This window comes from Octadecabacter sp. B2R22, assembly GCF_018861045.1.
Lineage (GTDB): Bacteria > Pseudomonadota > Alphaproteobacteria > Rhodobacterales > Rhodobacteraceae > Octadecabacter.
In genome coordinates this window covers 1,023,047-1,044,098 of sequence record NZ_JAHKQJ010000007.1, presented here as the reverse complement: position 1 = coordinate 1,044,098, position 21,052 = coordinate 1,023,047, and the positions used below count along the sequence as shown (strand labels likewise).

Genomic DNA, 21,052 nt, shown 5'->3' with positions numbered 1-21,052 from the left:
TGGGATCCTTATTCGGGGCATGCCATGGAGGCATAATAGGTGTTTGTGATGCCGTCTTTGACGATGTCTTCGACGGTGCAACCGGTGACACGTTCAGCTGCAAGACCTGCATTGACGATCAAGACGGCTGGATTGGTGCGGCCGGTTTCGAAATTCTGGACCGTGACGCCGCGACTGGTCTCGATCACCGTAAAGGCATTGCCGTTCACGGTGATCGCTTCGCCGGGCATGACGTTTGTGACCATCTCACCGGAGCAGGCCGAGAGTGTGCACAGCGCGAGGAGGGCCGTGGTGCGTATCACACCAGAACACTCCCCTTGGCGTCGATCACACCTTGGGTTTCGGCGTCACCCAGCAGCATGTCGTTGTGGGCTTTGCCTGACGGGATCATCGGGAAGCAGTTTTCGTGCTTCTCGACGAGGCAATCAAACAGCACAGGGCCGTCGTGGTTCAGCATTTCCATAATCGCATCGTCCAGATCGGCTGGATCGGAACACAGAATACCCTTGGCACCAAAGGCTTCGGCCAGCTTTACAAAGTCAGGCAAGCTTTCGGACCAGCTAGAGCTATAGCGTTCACCGTGCAGCAGTTCTTGCCACTGGCGCACCATGCCCAAACGTTCGTTGTTCAGGATGAATTGTTTGACGGGCAGGCGGTACTGAACGGCTGTGCCCATTTCCTGCATGTTCATCAGCCATGAAGCTTCACCAGCGATGTTGATAACCAGCGCATCAGGGTGCGCCATTTGCACACCGATAGACGCAGGGTGGCCATAGCCCATCGTTCCCAGACCGCCGGACGTCATCCAGTGGTTTGGTTCTTCAAAGCCAAGATATTGCGCGGCCCACATCTGGTGCTGGCCAACTTCGGTTGTGATGTAGCGATCCTGACGGTCCTTTGTCAGCGCTTCAAGACGCGCCAGCGCGTGCTGAGGTTTGATGGTTTCTTTCTCTTGCGTGTAGGCCAAGCAATTGATTTTCTTCCACGTTTTGATCTGATCCCACCACTTTGCAACGCCGTCTGCGTTGGTCTTGCGACCGCGGGATTTCCAGACTTTCAGGATGTCCTCAAGAACATGGGCGACGTCGCCGATCACGGGGATATCGGTGCGGATCACTTTGTTGATCGAGCTTGGATCGATATCGATGTGTGCCTTAATCGAATTCGGGCTGAACTTGTCAATGACGCCCGTAATACGGTCATCAAAACGCGCGCCGATGTTGATCATCAGATCACAGTCATGCATCGCCATGTTGGCTTCGTACAGACCGTGCATGCCCAGCATACCCAACCAGTTGTCGCCAGAGGCAGGGTAGGCGCCCAGACCCATCAGTGTAGACGTAATAGGAAAGCCCGTCGCACCAACCAGTTCGCGCAACAGCTGTGACGCTGCCGGACCAGAGTTGATAACGCCGCCACCTGTATAGAACAGTGGCTTCTTGGCTTTCTCCAACGCGGCAACCAGATCGGTAATGCCTTCGATGTCGCCCTTAACCTGTGGCTGGTAGTGGGACTGTTTCGGCGCCGGTTTGGAATACGTGCCAGATGCGAACTGAACATCTTTCGGGATGTCGATCAGGACAGGGCCCGGGCGGCCGGACGTGGCAACGTGAAACGCTTCGTGGATCGTAGCAGCAAGCGCTTCGGTTTCTTTAACCAGCCAGTTGTGCTTGGTGCAGGGGCGGGTGATGCCAACGGTGTCGGCTTCCTGAAATGCATCAGAGCCGATCATGAACGTCGGAACCTGACCCGTCAGAACGACGATCGGAATAGAGTCGAGCAGCGCATCCGTTAGGCCCGTCACCGCGTTCGTCGCACCAGGGCCGGAGGTGACCAAAGCAACACCGGGTTTACCGGTTGAACGTGCATAGCCTTCGGCGGCGTGAACCGCGCCTTGTTCGTGACGCACCAGAATGTGCTTGATCGAATTCTGCTGGAAGATCTCATCATAGATCGGAAGGACAGCGCCGCCGGGATAGCCAAAGACTGTGTCCACGCCCTGATCAATCAAAGCTTGAACCAACATTTTCGCACCGGTCATCGTCTTAGCTGACATTGTCTTTGTATCCTTATTTCAGCGTCGTTCGTTATCATATCGCATAAAAAAGCCCCCGAAGTTTCGGAGGCGCATGGGAACCAATATGGTCTACCTTTACAGGCCCATGCGCGTCTCAATCACCACTAGAAGAATGCAAGGCATTCGAGTCTCCTTTTGCGTTGATCGGTTTATGCCGTTGTGGCGCAGGGGCGTCAACAGTCGGAATCGCAAAAATGTCGTTTGAGGGCGGGTTTTTGTAATTTTGTTAAAGATGGCGATCTGCCGGTGATCTTGCAGAACATATCGCTTTACCGTGCAGGCGCGGGGCCTGTTGCATTACAGTTTTGGAGGCGAACGGCGACGGTGGATGTCTAGGGCGTTCTGCGAAATTCGATCGTTTCGAATATGGAACCAATGCGGCGTAAAACCAGTAGAGTGTTGCCAGTCCCAGTAGGAAGAACACCTCTTACTCAACTTAAGCGTTGTGTGATTGCCCATATCCTGATCCCTTTTACTCAAATTTTGTGTAACGGCCTTGGGGGGCACCATGACACCATTTGATGACTATATTGCTGAACGCACTTCGCTGGGAAAAATGGCGCAGACCGCTGTTGTGACAGCACCAAGCGGAGAACAGGTTTTGTTCTTCGTTGACCCGACGGGGTACGTCGGGAACACAAATGGTGTTGATTATCTCTACCGCGCGATCATTTTTGACGGTGATGTTCGCATCGTAGGCGCTGGCCCCGGTGTCGCGGACGGGTCGCTGTTGAATGCCGTGCTGACTCCACAAGGCCCAGCCGTTGAATACGAGTTCTATCGCGGCGGCATTTTTCAAGTGACTGTATTGTCGCCCTCTGGCGGGATCTATCCAAGTTTCAATTCGACCGAAGTCGCAGACTATTCAGAGGTCAACCCTGACGCTGGTCTGGCTATTTTCGGGGACGGGGGCCGCGATAATCTGGTTGGCACCGACCTTGACGATGTAATGCGCGGCAATGGCAGCAAGGACACCATCGACGGTGGCGCTGGCGATGATTTGATTTACGGCGGGAACGGCACGGACTCACTGAAGGGCGGCGACGGTGATGACCGTGTTTTCGGTAACAACGGTGCAGACTCTATCGAAGGCGGCGATGGCGATGATTACATCCATGGCGGCAACAACAACGATATAATATTCGGCGGTTCCGGCCATGATCAAATTCTCGGTGGGAATGCCAATGATCGAATCTGGGGCGGCTCGGGGGACGACGAGCTGCGCGGAGGTCAGGGCTGGGATTATCTATCCGGCGGAGAGGGGAGCGATGTGATACGCGGCAACGCAGGTCGGGATACTCTGACCGGGCTATCCGGTGATGATATTCTTCAAGGTGGCGATGGAAACGACAGGCTCTTGGGGGGGCTTGGTAATGACATACTGAGCGGCGGAGCAGGTCATGACACCTTAGAAGGGCACCAAGGCGATAATGTCCTGTATGGCGGTGACGGAAACGACGTTCTTTATACCGCAGGCGGCGATGATGTGGTGATTGGTGGTTCAGGCGTGGACGAATTCTATTTCAGCGGCGGCACTGACGTTCTTAAGGATTTTGAGGCTGACCTCGAAACGATGCACCTAGCTGTGTACGGTGCAGCGTCTTATGCACCAAGTTTTTCACAGGTCGGTAGTGACGTCGTAATCTCCTATGGAAACACCTCGCATGGTGCGTCTGAGCTAACACTGCAAAACGTATTGCTGTCGGACCTGACAGACGAAAACATCCTTTTCTAATACATCAACCCAAACGACCAGTGCCTTGCAGAACGCCATGTTCCATGGCGTAGCGGGTCAGGCCGGCGGTGCTGCTGATACCCAGCTTGCGTTTGATGTTCTTGCGGTGGGTTTCCACCGTGCGCACGGAGATATGGAGCCCCTCGGCGACGTCTTTGTTGGACTTGCCCTGTGCCAGTTCCAGCAGGATTTCCTGCTCGCGGGATGTCAGTGGTTCGCGACCATCGGTGGTGCGTGGCTTAAGTGATCCGCGCGCGCCCGTGCACAGGTATTCGCCACCCGCGAGGACCGTGTCGATCGCGGTCTTGATTTCCTCGGTCGGGACGTCTTTTAGGACGTAGCCTTTTGCGCCGTGGTTCAACGCAGTCGAAATGTATTCGGGGCTGTCGTGCATGGACAGAATTAGAATGTGGGTTTGGGGGCGTCGTTCAAGGATGATCTCAATCGCGGACAGGCCACTGACGCCGGGCATGTTCAGGTCAAGCAACATCACGTCGGGCGACAGGTCCTGTACTTGGTCGATCGCGTCTTGACCGTTGCTAAGGACGCCAACGATCTCAAGATCATCGTAAGTTTCAAGAATGGCTTGAATGCCCTCAGCGACCATGGGGTGATCATCAACGATCACAACGCGGGTCGGGGTGGTGCTGTCGGGCGAAGATAGCGCGGTCATGTCGGTGTCTGTCCTGTGTCTGTCGTGGTTGCTGTGGTGGGGCGCAACATGTGGCTGAGTGGTATCATAGCAAGGATCGTGGTCCCAGTGCGCGAAGATGTGATGTCCAAGGAGCCGTCCAGTTGTTCCATCCGTTCCGCCATATTGCGCAGGCCCAGTCCCGGATTGCTGCTGCGTCCCTGAGGAATGCCACGGCCATTGTCAGAGATGCGCATGACGGCCCCTTTGCGGCTTCCGGTCAGAGAGAGGGCGACTTCACTGGCTCCGGCGTGGCGTTCGATATTGGTTAGGGCTTCTTGGGCAACACGGTACAGTGCGATGCGGCCTTCTTCATCTAGACGTCCGCGAAACACGACCGTTTCAAAATCAACGTTTATCCCAGTGCGCGTGCTGAATTCACTGGTGAGGGACTGAAGCGCTGGGCCAAGCCCGAGGTCATCTAGCACACCGGGGCGCAAGTCCCGCGAAATGCGGCGCACCTCTTGGATCGCCCCCCCAAGGCTATCGATCCCTTTATCAAGGCTCTCGCCGGCGCGGGCGTCACCTGTGGTCAAACGACGGCGGGCCAGTTCAAGAGCATACCGCACAGACACAAGGATCTGGCTGATCCCGTCGTGAAGTTCACGGGCCACGCGACTGCGTTCTTCTTCTTGGGTATCGATAATACGTTCGGTGAGCTGCTTGAGTTTCGCATCCGCAAGGCGGCGTTCACGAATGTTGAACATCATGCCAGAGCCAAAGACGATGATCAGCGCCGCAATCGTCACCAATAGAATGTAAAAGGTGGTTTGTTGGATGCGGGCCTCGACGTCAGCGCGGGCGGCGGCAACGGTTTCCAAGACGTCGTCGATGAAAATACCTGTCCCGATGGCCCATCGCCAATCTTGCAGACCACTAACGATTACGATCATCGGGGCTGCTTCACCCGTGGACGGTTTGAGCCAATCGATTTCATGGTAGCCGCCCCCCGAACGCGCAAGGCGGACGATTTCATCGGTAATCATAACCCCGTTTTGATCCTGAAGCCCCAACCAGTTTTCACCGATCAGGTCGGTTTGGCGCGGTGCCACAAGGTTGTTGCCTTCGTAGTCGAACACAAAGAAATATCCGTCTTGGCCATAAATCATCGCGGACAGGATGCGGGTGACTTCAAGCTTGGCTTGTTCGTCATCAGGTGCGGCGCGCCCGTAGATGTTCACGAAGGCCGTGCGCGCCAGTGACATATAGTTTTGAAGTTCGGCGCGTTTTGCGTCGATCAGTTGGGTTTCAAGCGCGCGGATTTCGCGTTCGGCCAACTGGCGCGATTGGCCCGCCACGATCAATGTGATGATGGTCACACAAAGCAACAGCGGCACGGTCGCCAGCAAGAACAGCTTTTGGCCGTAGTTGGGCGAGAGGCGTTGGCGCAGGTTTGAAAACAGGGATCGCATGGCGCGAATCGTTAACTTGCTTTGGCGGCACTTGGTAGGGCTGGTTGGCACGCATGGCCCCTCTATTGGGCCTGTTAGCGCAACCAAATGGCCGTAACTGGTCAGATTTGCTTACAATTTCAGCCGTTCTACGGGTCAGTGGGTATTTCGCATATCAAAATGAAAGAGTAACGTTCGAGGACTTGAAACGATCTGCCGACCCTTGGGAGAGGGAAGGCGCCTAATTCCATGGGAGGAAATATCATATGGATCGTCGTTCTTTTCTAAAGAATTCCGCACTTGGTGGCACAGCCGCCGCAGCGACAACTCTTGCTGCACCTGCGTACGCTCAGGGCAACCGCACTTTGACTATGGTAACAACGTGGGGCCGTGGCCTTGCGGGTGTTCACGATGCAGCGCAACGCGCAGCTGACACGATCACAGCAATGTCTGATGGCACTCTGACCATCGACCTTAAAGCTGCTGGCGAACTCGTTGGCGCATTCGAAGTGTTTGACGCGGTCACATCCGGCCAAGCAGACATGTATCACGGCGCTGACTATTACTTCGTAGGTCAGCACCCAGCATATGCGTTCTTCACATCCGTACCATTCGGCATGTCCCCACAGGAACTGATGAACTGGTACTACAACGGTGAAGGCCATGATCTGCACTCCGAGTTGGGTGAAATCTTTGGTCTGAAGTCCTTCCTCGCGGGTAACACTGGCCCACAGGCTGGTGGTTGGTTCTCTCAGGAGATCACAGGCCCAGAAGACTTCCAAGGTCTGAAGTTCCGTATGCCTGGTCTTGGTGGTCAAGCTCTTGGTAACATGGGTGCTTCCATTCAGAACCTTCCAGGTGCTGAAGTGTACCAAGCCCTCGCATCCGGCGCCATCGACGGTACCGAGTGGATCGGCCCATGGGCTGATGAAAAGGCTGGTTTCCAGGAAATCACCAAGTTCTACTACACTGCGGGTATGCACGAGCCGGGCGCAGGCCTGTCCCTCGCGACAAACCTTGACGTGTTCAACGAGCTGTCTCCAGCGCACCAGAAGATCGTCGAGATCGCATCTGGCGAAGCACACCAGTGGAACCTTGCTCAGTTCATGAACAACAACGGTGCAGCGCTTGAGCGTCTGCAAGCCGGTGGTGTTAAGGTTCTGGAATTTCCTGACTCTGTTTGGGACGCGATGGGCGTTGCTGCGAAAGAGACTATGGACCAGTACGCTGGCGATGAACTGTATGACCGTGTTCGCGCGTCCTACAACTCTTCCATGGCTGCGTCTTCTTCCTGGATCTCCAAGTCCGAAGGTGCGTACCGCACACAGCGTGACCGCGTAATGGGCGGCTAAGCCCGTTCGCTGGTCAATTTGACCGGCAGTAAGAAATAGGGGCCCCGCTGGAAACGGCGGGGCTTTCTCCTCACTGGTTTGGGATCAGTGAGCAATATTCAAGACCACGAATGGGGGCAGGGACATGGAAGAAGACGCCGCACAAGAGGGCTTCTGGGCATCCTACGAAAACGGATTTACGGTTTGGGTTGAACGGCTTCAGGGGAATGTCCCTGAAGGAGCGGACCCCATAGAACCCGCAGCGACAGTATTGGGCGCTATTTGGAACAGCCTTGTTTGGGTGTTCGCCAATATTCTCGAAGCATTTTACAACATCGCATACGCTGTAACGCACCCCGCCGATTGGTTGGCATGGGTGCCGTTTGTGAATGGCAATATGCCAGATGCCGCCGTGAAAGAATCGCTGATGCGGTTCATTTACTATGGCGGTTCGGTTGAACTGTTCTTTGCGGCGTTCAGCATCTTCTTGGTCGTGACGATCGCAGCGTTTTCGTACCGCCCTTTCATGTGGGGCTGTGTGCGCGTGCTGGAAGGGTTTGCCAATAAAGTCGGGCGTTTCTTTGCATGGTCTGGCCTGCTCATGGTGCTGATCCAAGTGGTGATCATCTTTATGCAGCGCGTGTTTGCGGTGTCCGAAATTTCCATCGGGTTCGGTATGGCCATCACCCACGACGTCAGCTGGTGGGCCGAAAGCCTGAAGCTTTATAACGCGATGATAGTCTGCCTATGTGTGACTTATACCTTCGTTCAGGGCAGCCATGTGCGGGTTGATTTGGTCTATTCCGCTGTTGGTCACCGCACCAAACGCCTGATCGATATGATCGGGTCCATCATCTTTATGGTACCTGCCGCGATCCTGACGTGGATGTATGGCTGGTATTTCTTGTGGCGCCATCTGGTGGTGCCGAACCCGTCGGCTTCTGACAGCCTTGATCGTCTGATCACAAAGGCACGGGCGCTGCGTTGGAACATCGAAACAATCGGCTTTAGCCCGAACGGGTTCAACGCTTATTTCTTGTTCAAAATCCTGCTGGTGACCTTCACCGCACTGGTTCTGCTGCAAGCGGTCGCGTTCTTCTACCGATCCTATCTGGAGCTGGTCGAAGGAGAAGACAGCATAGGTAAACACCTAGACCGTGATAGCCTTGGCGAAGGCCAAGAAGCATTTGAGGGGACACACTAATGCTCTTTGGTTTGGACGGGGTCGAAATTGGCCTTATCATCGTATTCCTGTGCCTATTCGGCGGGATTTTGTCAGGCTTTCCAGTGGCGTTTGCCATTGGTGGCGCGGCGGTTATTTCATTCGCGATTATCGCGGCGCTGGATTCAGGCGGTTACCTGATCCACCAAGCGATTGATAAGGGGTCTGCTGAATACGCTGCCCTGATCGCAGACGGGGTGAGGGCGGACGCGATATCGACCTTCAGGTTCCCTGATCTTCCGCGTATCGGCGAAGCCGTGTTTGTTGGTGGCTGGGAAACGGCCTTGGATCGCAATCTTTCGTTCGTTGTGAACCGGATGAACGAACGTGTTCTTGCGGGGCAGTCGATTGAAACGCTGCTGGCGGTGGTGATGTTCGTCTTGATGGGCATTACGTTGGAACGTTCCAAAATCGCCGATGATCTTCTGACAACAATGTCGCGGGTGTTCGGGCCTTTGCCGGGCGGTCTGGCTGTGTCGGTTGTTGTTGTGGGCGCGTTCTTGGCGGCCTCCACAGGGATCGTGGGCGCGACGGTTGTGACGATGGGCCTTTTGTCCCTGCCAACCATGTTGCGTGCGGGCTATTCAAAAGAACTCGCGACGGGTGTTATCGCCGCGTCGGGGACTTTGGGCCAGATCATTCCACCCTCCATTGTTATCGTGCTTTTGGGCACATTGGCGGGAGACCTTTATTCAGCGGCGCAAGAAGAACGCGCGCAGCTGGTCGGGTGTTCGGATGCCTTGACCTATCTCGGTGAACCTGCGGTGGTATCGGTTGGGACGTTGTTCCAAGCGGCGCTGTTGCCGGGTATTTTGCTGGCCTTCCTTTATGCAGCCTATGCATTCGGGTTTGCGATGTTGAACCCACACAAAGCACCTGCGGTTGAAATGGGTGGCGCAACGGGTGAACCCATCACGCGCAACGAAGGGCTGACATGGTTCCTTGCTGTGCCAGGTGGTCTGATCATTGCGTTGGTGTTCTTGATGAACCTCGGCGTTGTCGGCAGCCAATCTGTGATCGTCGATAGCTTTACCGATGCAGGCCAAACGGCCAGCTTGCGGACAGGTGTATCGGATGACTGCGCGGCAGCGATGCAAGTACTGCACGGCGATGAAGCATGGAACGCTGCTTTGGCGGAACAGGCTGCAATCGATGACGCTGGTGGCGTCGCCGAAGCCCGCGCCCTGAGCGATGAAGAACGCGCAACGCTGATCGCACAAAAGGTCGAGGACGCACCAGTGATCGGCACAGGCATCGCCATTATGGCACTGCTTCTCGCGTTGATCCTGACAACCGCACGTGGGGTTGCCCCTAGCGCTGATCCCACACCACTTCTGATTGGTGGTGTCGGAGTCTTGCTGATCTTGCTGGCTGATGTCGGGCTGATCAACCCGCTGACGACGCCGGGTGTGACGACTTTGATTGTCATCCTGCCGTTGTTGCTGGTGTGCTGGACATTGATCCCAGCCATGGGGCGCCTTGCTAAAAACGATCTGCTGCGCGTGGTCTTCCCACCGCTGGTTCTGATCGTGGCTGTGCTGGGGTCGATCCTTGGTGGGATTACCAACCCGACACCTGCGGCTGCACTTGGTGCGGCAGGGGCGATTATGTTGGCGGCCTACCGCAAGCTTGCGGATGACGAAAAGTCGGGCAAGATCATCTTGTTGGCCACAGGCGCGATTGCCCTGTTGCTGATTGTCGGGGTGAATTTTGACATGCGCATCGGCCAAGAGGACGTGGCATTCGAAGACTATCTTGCCTTCCTCTTCGCGTTCTCGATGTTCTTGTTTGCGATGTTCGGTCTGCTTTATGCCTGCACAGTGTTGTGGCTTGGCGGCATCCTGACGCCTGTTGTGCGCGAAACAGCAAAAGTGACGAGCATGGTATTCACCATCCTTATCGGCTCGCAACTGTTGAACTTGGTCGTGATCTCGTTCGGTGGGGAACATTACATCCAGCAGTTCCTGCGCAGCTTTGACGAAGAATGGACTGTGTTCCTGATCGTTATGCTGGTGCTCTTCGTGCTGGGCTTCGTTCTCGACTTTCTTGAGATCATCTACATCGTGATCCCGATCGTCGGACCTGTCATCTACGGCGGCACGTTCGATCCGAAATGGGTAACAATCATGATCGCGGTGAACTTGCAGACGTCGTTCCTGACACCACCGTTCGGGTTCGCACTATTCTATCTGCGCGGGGTCGCCCCGAAAGAGGTCACAACAGGGCACATCTATCGCGGGGTCTTGCCATTCGTGCTGATCCAAGTTGGCGGCTTGCTGATCCTCGCACTGGTGCCAAGCATCGTGACGATCGTGCCAAACCTGTTGAACTGATCGCAGGATCATAGACTTAGAAAAGGGCGCCTTCATCGGGCGCCCTTTTTCGTTAACAGGTCTATTTTGCGTTGCGCAGCCTGCTCAAGGTGACTGGTGTGACCCCTAGATAGGATGCAATCAGGGAATGGGTAAAGATTTCCTCATAAGCCGGATAAATTTCGCGAAACCAAGCGAGCCGATCCGCCCCGCCAAGGGCCGCAAGACACCATTCGCGGTCGGCTTTACGGCTAAGCGCGTCTTGCAGGATGGCATTCGCCCAATTGCGAACAGGTTCAGATGAAATCATCAGATCGGTCAGCCGATCACTTTCGATCCGTGCAATCTTCGCATCAGTCATCGCCTCAATCGAAACAAGCGAGTTGCCGTTTCGCGTGCGGGCAATATTGGGGGTAATGACGCAGGGGCCATGGTGAAACCCAACGCAGACTTCTTTGCCATCTGGATCACATATGCTGCTGACCAACTGACCTTCTAAGACGATGAACTCTTCGGTTTCAGGCATGTCTTGTCGTGTAAGATGCGCACCTTTCGCCAAAGACGTTTGGGCCCACTCGGCCACAAAGTCATCGGCACCGGCCCAGTTGGGCAGCTCGGATGATTGCAATAGAAACCGTCGTAAATCCATTCTGGAGCGCCTTATCAAAGTATAATGCGTAAGCCCTTTTATGCCGTCATGTCTGGCACAGTTTAAGGAGCATCAAAATGACAAACAAAATTTGGTCAAGCCATCTTGGCGTAATCGCGACGGGCGCAGGGCTGATCGGGGCTGCGATTTATCTGCTTATGGTCCGTGTCACACTGGCGCATATCCAAGCGGTTTCGGGGCAGATCGCCTTTGATATGCGCCCTTTGGGGTATGGGGTTGCTGATGCTGTGGCGCTTCTGGATGCGTTAGGGGAAGAGGGGCGCAGTTTCTATCTGCACCGTCAAATTCCATTAGATACCCTGTACCCAGCTTTAATGGCAGTGACATTGGTCGCTACGTTTTGTTGGTTAGGGCGGCGCATTCCGAACGGAAGGACGGTTCGCTTGGGCGTTACCTTATCGATTGGCACTGCTTTGTTCGATTACCTCGAAAACCTAGGTGTCATTGCCATGATTTTGCAGGGCCCCAATGTTTCGGTTCCGCTTGTCTACGTGAGCAGCGCTGCGTCGATTGCGAAGTCTGGTCTTACAACCGCAGCCGTGGTGCTTTTGCTTTATTCAGTGGTCGTCTGGATGTGGCGGGCACGGGGCCCATTTCGACACTAAATTAATGTGCTTTGGCCCAGTTATAGCGGCCTATCCTTGCTGGTCAGGCAAAGCTATCCGCGAGACTTGCTCGGCAATTGGTTCGATAGACATCGGGTTCAATTCGTTGGAGTAGTCGTCGGGGTCCTGAAGCGGTTCCCATTCGCCGCGGCGGAACACTTCGACGCCTTTGAAATTCGCCTTGTAACCCATCTTTTCCGACCCTGGGACCCAATAGCCAAGATAGATGTAGGGCAGGCCAAGTTCCTGCGCGATCTTGATGTGGTCCAGGATCAGATAGGTCCCCAGCGAGTTCTTCATCATTTCGGGGGCAAAGAAGGAATAAACCATCGATAACCCGTCATCCAAGATATCCGTCAGACATACTGCACGCAGGCTTTCATAGCGGTCATCAGCGGGGGCGGCGGGGTCTTTATATTCGATCAGGCGGGTGCGGATCGGGGTTTCTTCGACCATGGCCGCAAATTCAAACAGGTCCATATCTGCCATTCCACCAGAGGCGTGGCGGGTTTCCAGATAGGAGCTGAACAACGTATACTGGGCTTCGGTCGCCCAAGGGGACGATGCTGAACGCTCCAACGCGCTATTGCGCTTTGAAACGCGTTTCTGGCTTTTGGAGGGGGCGAAGTCGGAAATCCTGATGCGCGCGGACAGACAGGCGCTACATTCCGAACAGGACGGGCGATACAGCACATTCTGCGACCGGCGAAACCCTTGTTTGGACAAGCTGTTGTTGAGGGCATCCGCGCCGCTGCCTTGCAGGGCTGTAAACAGTTTGCGTTCCATCCGGCCGTCCAAATAGGGACAGGGTTGCGGCGCAGTCACGTAAAACTGCGGGGCTAAGGGAAGGCTATGGCGCATGCACACTCAATTCAACATTGGATGCTTTAGCCTAACAAACCCGACGGCGGGGCGGCAAGCTGCGATTTTGCGGCAATTGACTAAAGCCTGATGGGTCCGGTTTGTGAATTGGGATAGATCAGAATTGGGGCAAAGGCTGGCGGGTCGTGGGGAACATGGATGGGACGTCCATGTTTGAGGGACCGCCAGCCTTTGCTTTCAATGCGTCAGGGGATTGGGCGCATCGAAGAGGGGCGCTAGTCGTCGAGAGCTGCGGCGCGTTGATCCAAGAACGTGTCAAATTCGGACTGGTCTTTGGCATGGCGCAGGCGGGATAGGAACCCTTCGAATTTTTCTTGCTCGATCTCCAAACGCTCAATCATATCATGTCGGTAGGCGTCAAAGCTCGCGTTGCCGCTACTGCGTTGTGCAGTGGTTGGCATCAATGATTTCATTGCCTCGTCCATGTCGCGCGGGGCGGGAGATGGGCGGCCTGTCGGGGCAAAGCCACCGCGCCACGCAAGGATCACGGCGATCAGGATACCGGCGGGCCAGAATACGTTAAGTGCTATGATTGTAACCGGGATCGCAAAAGCGGCGAACAAGATGGTTGAAAGAACTTGGACAGCGACGGGCATCGGATCGGAATGCGCGTGGTTAGTGCTAAAATCGAAATCGGTGGAAATGGTCATCTAAACGGTCCCTTTGTATGTGTGGTGGACGCCCCTGATCGGGGCGCCCGTGTTGGTTTAAGCAGGCTTGGCGTCGTCGTCTTCGACGTCATCTTGCGTGGTGCGGGTGGCACGATCGTCCATAAATTGGTCGAACTCGGCTTTGTCTTTTGCGTCACGCAAACGCTTGAGGAACTCTTCAAAGTTGGCTTGCTCTTCTTCGAGGCGGTTCAGCGTGTCAGCCTTATAAGCATCAAAAGCTGCGTTACCTGACGAGGACATAGCAGACCTCATGGCGTGGTGACGTTGGTGGCGGTGATGGCGCTTTGCGGCGCAGTTTCCAGAAAACATGCGTTTACTCCAGATCATATAGGCAAGAAGGGCGAGGCCGACGGGCCAGACGAAGATAAAGCCGAGAACCATGGCGGCAATCCATGCGCCTTTGCCGCGTTCATCAAGCCAGCGTTCGGATCTTTGGAACCAGTTACCCTCGCGCACTGGCCGCGTATAAGGGGCGTTATAATCAATATGTGTGGACGAGGTGGTCATTTCGGGTGCTCCGTTCTTGGTGTTTGAGTTTATGTGAATGCCTTTCACATTACCAAGATGGGGCTACGGGACGGTTCCCGCAAGGTTTAATGTAAATGTTTTTTACATTTACATGGTAAGCTATTGTTATTAAGTCATAAAAACTTAACTCGGCAAGGGGTTACTCGATCGAGCAGTGCCCGTCAGGCAAGATTTCCGCTGGACCAGCCCCAGTCAACGCTCGCGATGTTTTCGAATCCCAGAAGTCCATCAAGGCGCCTTGAACGACAAGAGAGTTGTATCTGGGGGGCAGGCGATCTGGATGAGATTCAAACATCATCGGTGCGCGCAAGAGCGTCGCAAGGGTCAAGACCTGCGCTAGCGTTGCCTGTTCCTACGACGCGCCCATTCGATGCTCAAGCGCGTCGGCAAACCCGTAACAGCCTGCACCCAGATAGATATGTCCCGCGTACATCGTCATGATCTCTTCTTGGGTGAATTCATTGGCAAGGTCGGCTGCTAATCTGATTTCGATCGTTTTGGCGGTTAGTGTTCGTTGCGGGGAGACCAGAAAATTGCGCACAACCGCCTGCGAAATCGGTGAAAACGCTGGAAAGGTTTCGAAAAAGTCACGATCTTCAGACGCGGCGATGGCCTGTTGAACAATCAGGGGCGGCACGGCAGTCAAATCAAACAGGACTGAATTGCGAAGATGGGTGACATCCGGCAGGTCGTGTTCTTGTGCCTGTGCGGGGGCTGCGAGAGTAAAGAGCAGGGCAAACGAGCGGATCATGCGGTGAACTGTGCCAATGCTGCGCGGCTCAGGTTTTTCAGGGTGTCCGGTGCAATCGGGAAGATATGGCGCGGGGTTCCGGCGGCGGCGAAGACCACATCGAAGTCCGACAGGCGCGGATCCCAGAAGGCGCGGATCGGGTTGAGGTGGCCGATCGGGGCGACCCCACCGATGGCGAAGCCCGTTTGCGCGCGGATCAAGGCCGCGTCGGCTTTGCCTAAAGGTTGCCCCGCAAGTTCGCTGGCTTTGGCCGCGTCCACTTGGTTGCCGCCAGCGGTGATAAACAGGATCGCGGCGCCGCTTTCTTCACCGCGAAAGATGATGGATTTGGCGATTTGGTCGATATGACAGCCCGCAGCATCCGCCGCTTGTTGGGCGGTTCGTGTCTGATCGGACATTTCCATCGGGGTGATATCTAGGCCCGCTTCGGTAAGGGTGCGGGCGACTCGTTTCAGGCTTTTACTCATCTCGGTAGGGTGGCAACGGATTGAACCGTTGACCAGCCCTTAACGCAGGCCCAAAGTCGTAAAATGAATTTTGCAGAACGAATTACACGGGTCCCGCATCCGTTTGAAACTGACCGAGCCGCTGAGGCGCTAGAACCTTTTGGGGATTTCAGCCCACAGGTGCGCGAACTGATTGGTGGCGCGGCAGGGTGCAGCCCCTATCTGAACGGCTTGTTGTCACGCGATGGCGGGTGGTTGCGCGAGGCTTTGGATGATCCGGAAGCAGCGTTAGAGGCCGAACTAAAGGCCGTTGCGGCTTTGTCATTGGCGGATATCTCATCCGGTTTGCGATTGGCGAAACGGCGGATTGCGTTGCTGACTGGATTGGCGGATCTCGGCGGGGTTTGGTCATTGGAAGACGTGACACGCGCGCTGTCGCTTTTGGCGGACGCCGCTGTTGATGTGTCCCTAAAACGTTTGGTGGCTGCGGAAATCGCAAGAGGTAAGTTGCCTGGACAGGGTGAGGATGACGCAGATACCGCCGCCGGAATGGTGAGCATTGCCATGGGCAAGGGCGGCGCGTTCGAACTTAACTATTCCAGTGATATCGATCTTATCTGCCTGTTTGATGAAACGCGGTTTGATCCCGATGATTTTTATGACGCGCGGTCTGCCTTTGTGCGGGTGACGCGGAAAATGTCCGCGATGCTGAGTGATCTAACTGGGGACGGCTATGTGTTTCGCACGGACCTGCGCCTGCGGCCTGATCCGTCCGTGACGCCTGTGTGCCTGTCCATGGAAGCGGCTGAACGGTACTATGAAAGCGTCGGGCGCACATGGGAACGGGCCGCGTTTATCAAAGCGCGGGCAGCGTCGGGGGACATTGAAGCCGGTGAGAAATTCCTGAAGACGCTCACGCCATTTGTGTGGCGCAAACATCTGGATTTCGTCGCCATCCAAGATGCCCATGACATGCGGTTGCGCATTCGCGAACATAAGGGACTGGGCGGTAAGATCAGCCTGCAGGGGCACAATATGAAACTCGGGCGGGGCGGCATCCGTGAAATCGAATTTTTCGCCCAGACACGGCAATTGATTGCGGGGGGGCGGGATGCGTCGCTGCGCAGCCGTCAAACTGTGCCCGCTTTGGCAGCCTTGGCAAAGGCGGGATGGGTTCCCGAAGACGAAGCAGAGGTCCTGACCCGTCATTATCGACAGCACCGAGAAGTCGAACACCGTCTACAAATGCTACGGGACGCGCAGACCCATGATCTTCCTAAAAGTGATGAGGAATTTGCACGTTTGGCGGCCTTTATGGGTGTTGAAGATAAAGCTCTGCGCGCGGACCTGCACTGCCGCTTGGAAGAGGTTCACGCGCTCACCGAGGGGTTTTTTGCCCCAAGCGAGACTGAAGACAGTGAGGAGTTCGGCACGGAGATTACCGAGCGTTGGCTGACATACCCTGCGCTGCGATCTGATCGGGCTGTGACGATCTTTGAACGCCTCAAACCACAGATATTGCAGGCCCTTGGGGCCGCGGCAAAACCGCAAGAGGCTTTGCTGTCCTTTGATGAGTTCCTGAAAGGCTTGCCCGCAGGTGTGCAGGTGTTTTCCCTGTTCGAGGCCAACCCCCAACTGACCAAACTGATCGTCGATATCGCAGCGACGGCCCCTGCATTGGCGCAGTATCTTGGGCGGAATTCGGCGGTGTTTGACGCGGTGATCGGCGGCGATTTCTTTTCTGATTGGCCTAAAGAAGGCGTGCTGCGAGACTTGATTCGGGCTGCGATGGCCTCCGCCGATGATTATGAGACCAAACTGGACGCCGCGCGGCGCTGGCAAAAGGAATGGCACTTTCGCATCGGGGTGCATCACCTGCGCGGGCTGGTGGATGCGGAACAGGCCGGACGCCAATATTGTGATCTAGCGAGCGCGGTTCTAAGTGAGCTTTACCCCGTCGTGGTTGAACACTTCGCGACAAAGCACGGCGATCCTCCGGGGCGGGGGGCTGTGGTTGTTGGCATGGGCTCACTTGGGGCGGGGCGGCTTCATGCGGCGTCTGATCTGGATTTGATCATGATCTATGATGGGCTGGATGTTGAAAATTCCGACGGCAAACGCCCCTTGGCAACGCGACCCTACTATGCGCGTTTGACGCAAGCTTTGGTGACTGCCGCGACCGCGCCCATGGCCGAAGGGCGGCTTTATGAGGTCGACATGCGGTTGCGCCCATCTGGTGGGCAGGGCCCCGTCGCGACTGCGTTTTCTGGATTCGAGTCCTATCAATTGAACGAAGCTTGGACGTGGGAACACCTCGCGTTGACGCGCGCGCGGGTTGTCGCTGGGGATGAGAGCTTGGCCGCGGACGTGGATACCGTGCGCTTGCGGGTTTTACAGGCCAAATCGAGCGGTGAAACGATCGCTGCGGATGTCGGTGATATGCGCCGCCGCATCGCAAGCGCCAAACCCCAACAAGGGCCGTGGGATGCCAAAATCGGCGCAGGGCGTTTGCAAGACGTTGAACTTGCTGGGCAATTGGTTGCGTTGCAGTCTGCTGCGACCAGCCGTGCAACAATGGATCAGATTGCGGATGGCGTGGCGTCCGGCGCGTTGGACGCAGGACAAGCGGCAGCCCTGAGTGACGCTGCAACGCTGTGTTGGACGGTCCAAGCCGCGTCGCAGCTGTTGCTGGGAACGGGGCTGGACGGCGACAAACTGGGCGAGGGGGGCTGTCGGTTCCTTGCGCGGGAAACGGGGGCGGACGACCTTGACGCGCTGGCCGCTTTGATGGACAGCACATGCACGCACGCAGCCGACGTGATTTCAACACTGGTAGGGGACGAACATGGCAAAAGGTGACGCATTGGACCCCAAAGGGCTTATGGAAGAGGCATTCAAGATTGAAGGTATCTCTGCGCCTGAGTGCCGGTCAATTTTCCTCGACTGGGCGCTCAGCTATCATGGGGCGCCTCATGACGGGATCAAAGCCTTGCTGGAACGCCACGCGGCTGAACCGGCGGATCACCCGATGACAAAGACACTGAATGAGGGTTTGGTCGCCCCAACGACGCCAAAACGGCGCGGTGGTCGGCAGGCGCGCGTGGCGGACTAAGCCCGCCACACGGCATGATCAATTAGCGGGACAGAGCGGCGGCTTCGCGGGCCAGTTTCTCGATCGCGTCCCAATCGCCAGCCTCAACAAGGTCAGACGGTGCAACCCATGAGCCGCCAACACAAACCGTGTTTGGCAGAGCAAGGTATGTCGGCGCGTTGGACAGGCTAACGCCGCCCGTTGGGCAGAACTTGATCTGCGGCAGCGGTGAGGACAGCCCTTTAAGCAAGGGCGCGCCGCCCGCTGCTTCGGCAGGGAAGAACTTTTGTGTTGTGTAGCCGCGTTCCAAAAGACGCATGGCTTCGGTGGCGCTTGCAGCACCCGGCAGCAATGGCAGATCGTTGGCTTCGCATGCATCCAGCAAACGATCCGTCGCGCCTGGCGACACACCAAACGTAGCACCGGCGTCTTTTGCTGCGATGACGTCTGCTTCTGTCAGCAATGTGCCAGCGCCAACAACGCCGCCTTCGACCTTGGCCATTTCGCGGATTACGTCGAGTGCGGCATCGGTGCGCAATGTGACTTCAAGGGCAGGCAGGCCACCAGCGACCAAAGCACGGGCCAGATCACCTGCTTTGCTGGCGTCTTTGACCACCAGAACGGGGACAACAGGGGCAAGCGCGCAGATGTCAGCGGCCAATTGAGAAGCGTGTTCGGGTGTCATAGCAATTTCCTTTTGCAGGGCAGACTAGTATACAAGATAGATGTCGCATTCCGTTTAGCGGGTTGCGACAGAAATTGAAATGGTCGTTAAAGAACCACGCCCGCGCCGTGTGTGGCAGGGCCAACCGTTTGGCGGAACATTTCGAACAATTCGCGACCAACGCCTGTGCCGTTGCCTGTCAGGTCAGCAACCGCAGGGGTGCGGCCTGTCAGGTCCGTTAGGCATTCCAGCGTGCCGTTGGTGGCATCCAGACGCAGGATGTCGCCGTCACGCAATAGGGCGATCGGGCCGCCATCGGCGGCTTCCGGTGCGACGTGGATCGCGGCGGGAACCTTACCGGATGCGCCAGACATACGGCCATCAGTGACCAACGCGACCTTAAGTCCGCGATCTTGCAGAACAGCCAATGTCGGTGTCAGGGAATGCAATTCCGGCATGCCGTTCGATTTAGGCCCTTGGAAGCGCACGACAACGATTGTGTCCTCGGTCAACTCGCCGGCTTGGAACGCTGCCTTACAGTCGTGCTGTTCATGGAAGATCCGAACAGGGGCTTCGATGATGTGGCGTTCAGGGGCCACGGCCGACACCTTGATCACACCGCGCCCGATATTGCCGCTGAGTTGGACCAAACCACCCTGAGGCGCGAAAGGATCAGAGGCAGGTTTCAAAATGCGGTCGTTGTGGGTTTCTGTCGGGCCAGGGCGGTAGCCGAACCCTTCTTTGGTGAGTTCGGGTTCTTGAGTGTAATGCGACATGCCAGCGCCAGCGACGGTTTTCACATCTTCATGCATCAACCCGTTTTCGAGCAGGCTGGAGATCATGAACTGCAAGCCACCTGCGGCGTGGAAGTGGTTCACGTCCGCCAACCCGTTTGGATAGACTTTGGCCATCAGCGGCGTCACGGACGAGATGTCTGAGAAATCTTCTAGGTCGAGGATTACGCCAGCCGCACGCGCCATGGCCGGCAAATGTAACACAAGGTTGGTGGAGCCGCCCGTTGCCATCAGCCCGACAAGGCCGTTCACAAAGGCCTTTTCGTCGAGGATGTCGCTAACAGGGGTATACTCGTTGCCCATCGCAGTGATCTGCAGTGCGCGTTTGGTCGCCTGAACGGTCAGTTCTTCGCGCAGGTCCGTGTCAGGATTTACGAAAGATGCACCGGGCAAGTGGAGACCCATGAATTCCATCAGCATCTGGTTGGTGTTGGCGGTGCCGTAGAATGTGCAGGTGCCTGGACCGTGGTAGCTGGCCATTTCGGCCTTCATCAGTTCAGCGCGATCAATGTTGCCTTTGGCAAATTCTTGACGGACTTTCGCTTTTTCGTCGTTGGGCAAGCCGGATGTCATCGGGCCAGCAGGCACAAACATGCCCGGGATGTAGCCAAAGGTTGCTGCTGCCATGATAAGGCCCGGAACGATCTTATCGCAGACACCCAAATAGAGGGCCGCATCAAAGACGTTGTGGGACAGACCGATTCCCGCAGCGAGCGCGATAACATCGCGCGAGAACAGGGACAGTTCCATCCCTGTCTGGCCTTGGGTTACGCCATCACACATTGATGGAACACCACCCGCCACTTGTGCTGTGCCGCCAGCAGAACGGGCGGCGGCGCGGATTTTTTCAGGATAAGTTTCAAAGGGTTGGTGGGCCGACAGCATATCGTTGTATGCCGTGATGATTCCGATGTTTGGGGCCTTTTCCGCGACCAATGCAGCCTTGTCATCGCCCATGGGGGCGTAGGCGTGGGCTTGATTACCGCAGGTCAAATGCGCGCGGCGCGGACCATCGGCGGCGGCAGCGGCCATGCGCGCAAGGTATGCGGTCCGCGTGGGTGCGCTGCGTTCAATAATGCGGTCAGTCACGCGCTGGATTGTCGAGTTAAGTGCCATGTAATCCTACCAGATTGCGAGGGCTAACGTGGTCGGCCCGTTATGAAAGTTGCGGTCTCATAGCACAAAAAGTTA

General features: G+C 56.1%; 19 protein-coding genes. 7 read left to right on the top strand and 12 right to left on the bottom strand.

Annotated features, from left to right (window positions below; genetic code table 11):
- Positions 1 to 8: 8 nt before the first annotated feature.
- Positions 9 to 302, bottom strand: a complete 294-nt coding sequence (locus KO486_RS10605) for a fimbrillin family protein (protein ID WP_216037195.1) — start codon at positions 300 to 302, stop codon at positions 9 to 11.
- Entirely contained in the window at positions 299 to 2,056 is a 1,758-nt protein-coding gene (locus KO486_RS10600; protein WP_216037194.1) for an acetolactate synthase 3 large subunit, read from the bottom strand. Before KO486_RS10600 ends, KO486_RS10605 begins: the two co-directional genes overlap by 4 nt.
- Positions 2,057 to 2,585: 529 nt before the next feature.
- Here KO486_RS10600 and KO486_RS16540 point away from each other — a divergent pair.
- Positions 2,586 to 3,812, top strand: a complete 1,227-nt coding sequence (locus KO486_RS16540; RefSeq protein ID WP_216037193.1) for a calcium-binding protein — start codon at positions 2,586 to 2,588, stop codon at positions 3,810 to 3,812.
- 4 nt (positions 3,813 to 3,816) lie between these two features.
- On the opposite strand, the gene KO486_RS10590 is transcribed toward KO486_RS16540, so the two are convergent.
- Both KO486_RS10590 and KO486_RS10585 read right to left on the bottom strand, forming a co-directional pair.
- Positions 3,817 to 4,485: a response regulator transcription factor gene (locus KO486_RS10590; protein ID WP_216037192.1), complete on the bottom strand. Its 669-nt coding sequence runs from the start codon at positions 4,483 to 4,485 to the stop codon at positions 3,817 to 3,819.
- Positions 4,482 to 5,915, bottom strand: coding sequence for a cache domain-containing protein (locus KO486_RS10585; protein WP_216037191.1), 1,434 nt, complete (start codon positions 5,913 to 5,915; stop codon positions 4,482 to 4,484). Before KO486_RS10585 ends, KO486_RS10590 begins: the two co-directional genes overlap by 4 nt.
- A gap of 245 nt (positions 5,916 to 6,160) precedes the next feature.
- On the opposite strand from KO486_RS10585, the gene KO486_RS10580 reads away from it, so the two are divergent.
- From KO486_RS10580 to KO486_RS10570, 3 genes are all read left to right on the top strand, one after another.
- Positions 6,161 to 7,246, top strand: a complete 1,086-nt coding sequence (locus KO486_RS10580; protein WP_216037190.1) for a TRAP transporter substrate-binding protein — start codon at positions 6,161 to 6,163, stop codon at positions 7,244 to 7,246.
- A gap of 124 nt (positions 7,247 to 7,370) precedes the next feature.
- Positions 7,371 to 8,429 (top strand): TRAP transporter small permease subunit, encoded by a 1,059-nt coding sequence (locus KO486_RS10575; RefSeq protein WP_252734644.1) that lies wholly within the window; start codon positions 7,371 to 7,373, stop codon positions 8,427 to 8,429.
- Entirely contained in the window at positions 8,429 to 10,780 is a 2,352-nt protein-coding gene (locus KO486_RS10570; RefSeq protein ID WP_216037189.1) for a TRAP transporter large permease subunit, read from the top strand. The genes KO486_RS10575 and KO486_RS10570 overlap by 1 nt, the downstream gene beginning before the upstream one ends.
- A 61-nt stretch (positions 10,781 to 10,841) precedes the next feature.
- Here KO486_RS10570 and KO486_RS10565 read toward each other — a convergent pair whose 3' ends face one another.
- Positions 10,842 to 11,408 carry a Crp/Fnr family transcriptional regulator gene (locus KO486_RS10565; protein WP_216037188.1) on the bottom strand — a complete coding sequence of 189 codons (567 nt, stop codon included), beginning with the start codon at positions 11,406 to 11,408 and terminating at the stop codon, positions 10,842 to 10,844.
- A gap of 77 nt (positions 11,409 to 11,485) precedes the next feature.
- Between KO486_RS10565 and KO486_RS10560 the strand changes: the two genes are divergently transcribed.
- Positions 11,486 to 12,034, top strand: a complete 549-nt coding sequence (locus KO486_RS10560; RefSeq protein ID WP_216037187.1) for a hypothetical protein — start codon at positions 11,486 to 11,488, stop codon at positions 12,032 to 12,034.
- A 30-nt stretch (positions 12,035 to 12,064) separates the two neighbouring features.
- Here the strand turns inward: KO486_RS10560 and KO486_RS10555 are convergent, their stop codons facing one another.
- The 5 genes from KO486_RS10555 to KO486_RS10535 all read right to left on the bottom strand — a co-directional run bounded on the left by KO486_RS10555 (position 12,065) and on the right by KO486_RS10535 (position 15,333).
- Positions 12,065 to 12,895 (bottom strand): arginyltransferase, encoded by an 831-nt coding sequence (locus tag KO486_RS10555; protein WP_216037186.1) that lies wholly within the window; start codon positions 12,893 to 12,895, stop codon positions 12,065 to 12,067.
- 236 nt (positions 12,896 to 13,131) lie between these two features.
- Positions 13,132 to 13,566 (bottom strand): DUF2852 domain-containing protein, encoded by a 435-nt coding sequence (locus KO486_RS10550; RefSeq protein WP_216037185.1) that lies wholly within the window; start codon positions 13,564 to 13,566, stop codon positions 13,132 to 13,134.
- 57 nt (positions 13,567 to 13,623) lie between these two features.
- Positions 13,624 to 14,094: a DUF2852 domain-containing protein gene (locus KO486_RS10545; RefSeq protein ID WP_216037184.1), complete on the bottom strand. Its 471-nt coding sequence runs from the start codon at positions 14,092 to 14,094 to the stop codon at positions 13,624 to 13,626.
- Between the two features lie 373 nt (positions 14,095 to 14,467).
- Positions 14,468 to 14,866: a transglycosylase domain-containing protein gene (locus tag KO486_RS10540; RefSeq protein ID WP_216037183.1), complete on the bottom strand. Its 399-nt coding sequence runs from the start codon at positions 14,864 to 14,866 to the stop codon at positions 14,468 to 14,470.
- Positions 14,863 to 15,333 carry a YbaK/EbsC family protein gene (locus KO486_RS10535; RefSeq protein WP_216037182.1) on the bottom strand — a complete coding sequence of 157 codons (471 nt, stop codon included), beginning with the start codon at positions 15,331 to 15,333 and terminating at the stop codon, positions 14,863 to 14,865. The genes KO486_RS10540 and KO486_RS10535 overlap by 4 nt, the downstream gene beginning before the upstream one ends.
- Positions 15,334 to 15,396: 63 nt before the next feature.
- Between KO486_RS10535 and KO486_RS10530 the strand changes: the two genes are divergently transcribed.
- On the top strand, positions 15,397 to 18,171 hold the full coding sequence (locus KO486_RS10530) for a glutamine-synthetase adenylyltransferase (protein ID WP_216037181.1): 2,775 nt from the start codon (positions 15,397 to 15,399) through the stop codon (positions 18,169 to 18,171).
- On the top strand, positions 18,158 to 18,424 hold the full coding sequence (locus KO486_RS10525) for a hypothetical protein (RefSeq protein WP_216037180.1): 267 nt from the start codon (positions 18,158 to 18,160) through the stop codon (positions 18,422 to 18,424). The genes KO486_RS10530 and KO486_RS10525 overlap by 14 nt, the downstream gene beginning before the upstream one ends.
- Positions 18,425 to 18,446: 22 nt before the next feature.
- Here KO486_RS10525 and eda read toward each other — a convergent pair whose 3' ends face one another.
- Both eda and edd read right to left on the bottom strand, forming a co-directional pair.
- Complete coding sequence (gene eda / locus KO486_RS10520; RefSeq protein WP_216037179.1) at positions 18,447 to 19,088, bottom strand: bifunctional 4-hydroxy-2-oxoglutarate aldolase/2-dehydro-3-deoxy-phosphogluconate aldolase; 642 nt, start codon at positions 19,086 to 19,088, stop codon at positions 18,447 to 18,449.
- An 86-nt stretch (positions 19,089 to 19,174) separates the two neighbouring features.
- Positions 19,175 to 20,977: a phosphogluconate dehydratase gene (gene edd, locus KO486_RS10515; RefSeq protein ID WP_216037178.1), complete on the bottom strand. Its 1,803-nt coding sequence runs from the start codon at positions 20,975 to 20,977 to the stop codon at positions 19,175 to 19,177.
- Positions 20,978 to 21,052 lie beyond the last annotated feature (75 nt).